The sequence below is a fragment of the Methylomonas sp. LWB genome (genome assembly GCF_001856095.1).
In the GTDB taxonomy this organism is placed as follows: Bacteria; Pseudomonadota; Gammaproteobacteria; order Methylococcales; family Methylomonadaceae; genus Methylomonas; species Methylomonas koyamae_A.
Genome location: NZ_MKMC01000058.1, coordinates 1 through 3,379, shown reverse-complemented (window position 1 = coordinate 3,379; position 3,379 = coordinate 1). Strand labels below are relative to the sequence as shown.

At 61.3% G+C, this 3,379-nt stretch carries 3 protein-coding genes; 1 reads left to right on the top strand and 2 read right to left on the bottom strand.

All coding sequences use genetic code 11. The features are described from left to right. Positions 1-387, top strand: a 387-nt coding sequence (locus BJL95_RS25300) for a hypothetical protein (RefSeq protein WP_217631713.1), incomplete at its 5' end; no start/stop codon positions are given. A gap of 44 nt (positions 388-431) precedes the next feature. Here BJL95_RS25300 and ppsA read toward each other — a convergent pair. Then, complete coding sequence (ppsA, locus tag BJL95_RS19470; RefSeq protein ID WP_071160363.1) at positions 432-2,825, bottom strand: phosphoenolpyruvate synthase; 2,394 nt, start codon at positions 2,823-2,825, stop codon at positions 432-434. A gap of 280 nt (positions 2,826-3,105) precedes the next feature. Next, positions 3,106-3,379 (bottom strand): general secretion pathway protein GspB (locus tag BJL95_RS19465; protein ID WP_175463761.1); only part of this gene is annotated, 274 nt, incomplete at its 5' end.

Genomic DNA, 3,379 nt, shown 5'->3' with positions numbered 1-3,379 from the left:
GGCGCGTTGTCGTCCATCGATTTCGACGCCGGTCTGCTGACCGCCACAGGCGGCGACGGTAGCGGCGGTACCGCGCTGTTGGGCGGCGGCGGCTCGGGCGGCGGCTTGCTGTTACACGCGCCGACGATTTCGTTTACCGGCAACACCACGGTCAGCGCCGACGGCGGCGGTGCTTTCGGCGGCGGCGGCCGCATATTGTTTCTGAGCGACAGCGGCGGTTTAAGCGGCGAAATCACCCATCTGTCGGTCAATCCGGCACCAACCGGCGGCGCCGTCGCCGGCGTCATCGAATACGGCAAACTGTCCGCGGTGCCGGTACCGGCCTCGGCTTGGCTGATGCTCAGCGCGCTGACCGGATACTTGGGCCTGCGGCGCAAGGCCGCATAAACCGCGTTCGACCGCCGCCGAGTCGACCGGCCTCGGTGGCGCTGCTAGCGCCCCAAACGTTGCTCCAGCGCCAACACCCTTTGCGTCGTCGCCAGCACGGTATCCGGATTCAAGCTCATCGAGTCGATGCCGATTTCAACCAAATATTCGGCCATCTCCGGATAATCCGACGGTGCCTGACCGCACAAACCGGAATGGCGACCGTTGCGGCGGGCGCCTTCGACGGCCAAGCGGATCATGGTTTTGACGCCGGGATCGCGCTCGTCGAAGTCGTTGGCCACGATCTCGGAGTCTCGATCCACGCCGAGAGTGAGTTGGGTCAAGTCGTTGGAGCCGATCGAAAACCCGTCGAACAGTTTGGCGAATTCGTCGATCAGAATCACGTTGTTGGGAATCTCGCACATCACGTAGATTTCCAAGCCATTTTCGCCGCGCTTGAGGCCATGCCGCGCCATGCTCTCCAACACCCGCTCCGCTTCGCCGATGCGCCGACAAAAGGGAATCATCAGGACAACATTGGTCAATCCCATGCCGTCGCGCACCCGTTTCATCGCCGCGCATTCCAATGCAAAGCCTTCCGCGTAAGCCGGATGCACGTAGCGCGCGGCACCGCGAAAACCGATCATCGGATTGGCCTCGTCGCCCTCGAACCAGCGCCCGCCCAGCAACGTCGCGTATTCGTTGGTCTTGAAATCCGACATCCGCACGACGACCGGCTTCGGATAGAATGCCGCGCCTATCGTGCCCACCCCTTCCGCCAGCCGCTCGACAAAAAAGTCTTCCGGCTTGGCGTAAGCTTCGGTCAGCGCTTGCAATTTGACCAACTCCTCGGCGTCCCGAACCTTATCGGGATGGATCAAAGCCAAGGGATGGGCCTTGATGTATTCGGTAATGATGAATTCCATCCGCGCCAAACCAACCCCGTCGTTCGGCAAAAAGCTGTGCTTGAAGGCCAGTTCCGGATTGCCGAGATTCAACATGATCTTGGTTTTCGGCCGCCGCAGCTGGGCCAGATCGGTATGGCTGACCTCGAAACCGACTTTTCCGCGATACACCTTGCCGGCATCGCCTTCGGCGCAACTGACCGTGACCTCGCTGCCGCTGGAAATTGCGCTGGTCGCGTTTTCGCAGCCGATCACCGCCGGCACTCCCAACTCGCGGGCAATGATCGCCGCGTGGCAGGTTCGGCCGCCGCGATTGGTGACGATGGCGGCGGCGGTTTTCATCACCGGCTCCCAATCCGGCGTGGTCATGTCGGCCACCAACACTTCGCCGGGTTTGAAGGTCGACAACTTAGCCACATGGTCTATCACTCGCGCGGTGCCGGCCGCGATCTTGCCGCCGACCGCGTGGCCGCGCGCGATCACCTCCCCCGCTTCGGTGAGACGATACTGCTCCAACACATGACCGGCTTTTTGCGAGGCCACGGTTTCCGGGCGGGCCTGGACGATGTACAAGCAGCCGTCCAGACCGTCCTTGGCCCATTCCATATCCATCGGCCGGCCATAGTGGTTTTCGATTTTGATCGCGTAATCGGCCAGTTCCAGCACTTCGGCGTCGGCGATGCAATAGCGGCGCCGCTCGTCGTTAGCGGTCGCGATATTGCGGACCGGCTCGCGGGTACGGCCGTCGCTATACACCATCTTGATTTTCTTCGCGCCCAGATTGCGCCGCAGCACCGCCCGATAACCTTGCGCGAATGTCGGTTTGTGCACGTAGAACTCGTCAGGATCGACGGCGCCCTGCACCACGTTTTCGCCCAAACCGTAAGCGCCGGTGATAAATACCGCCTCCTGGAAACCGGACTCGGTATCCAGCGAAAACATCACGCCGCTGGCCGCCAAATCGGAGCGCACCATTTTCATCACTCCGATCGACAAGCTGATCTTAAAATGATCGAAGCCCTGATCGATGCGGTAATGAATGGCCCGGTCGGTGAACAAACTGGCAAAGCAGCGCTGGCAGGCATCCAGCAAGGCCTGACCGCCGCGAATGTTCAAATAGGTATCCTGCTGGCCGGCAAAGCTGGCGGTCGGCAAGTCTTCGGCGGTCGCCGAACTGCGCACCGCAACGCTCAAGTCCGCCCCGTACTCCTGTTGCAATCGGGCGAAAGCTCGGTGTATTTCGGCCTGCAAATCGGCCGGCAGCGGCGCCGCGTAAACCAGATCGCGCGCCATTTGGGCGCGGCGAGCCAGGTCGGCGACGTCGTCGGCGTCCACGTCGTCCAGCAGTTCGTGCAAACGCGGCCAGATCCCGGCTTGATCCAGTACGTAGCGATAAGCCTCGGCGGTAATCGCGAAGCCGTTGGGGACGCGGATACCCTGGCCGGCAAGTTCGCGATACATTTCTCCCAACGACGCGTTTTTGCCGCCAACCAGCGGGATATCGCGGATGGTCAACTCGTTGAACCAGCGGATGTATTGATAAGCTTCCGACATGAGACACTCCTTGGCTGTTGTTATCGTGATTACGCCGACTGTCCGGCCGGCCGTCTTGTTTTGGGCTCTAAAATTCTGGGATTCGGCGCTCGGACCCGAAGCCGCTCAACCCGACGGAACTTCCGGCCGTTTCCGAGTCCGCGCCGCTGACTAAGCAAGCGACTATCGGCATACGCCGTTCACAAGCTTCGACAGTTCGCGAAGCGGATCGGTCCCTACTTGAATATAGTCTAAATGCGGTCCCGGCGACCGATAAGACGGAACCGCCGGCGCACGCGGGTTAGCGCTTGATTTTGAACACGCGCTCGCGATAACGCACGACGATGCCATCCTCCTGGATTTCCCGCAACTCGACCTGATCCTTGATGGTCTGGCCGGGCACGTATTTGACCATGTCTATCATCACGAAGCGTTCGGCCGGCGTGGCCGAGTAACTGTAGACATTGATCGGCAGGCTGGGTAGCGATTGGCGCAGCTCCGGCGGCAAATCGTCCAGTGTGTCCAACCCGCTTTTTGGCCGCGGCGGCGCGGCGGCCGGAGCAATCGCGGCGACG

Bases quoted from the DNA above. Each gene is read 5' to 3' on its own strand.
- ppsA (WP_071160363.1), bottom strand. From the start codon at position 2,825: ATGTCGGAAGCTTATCAATACATCCGCTGGTTCAACGAGTTGACCATC.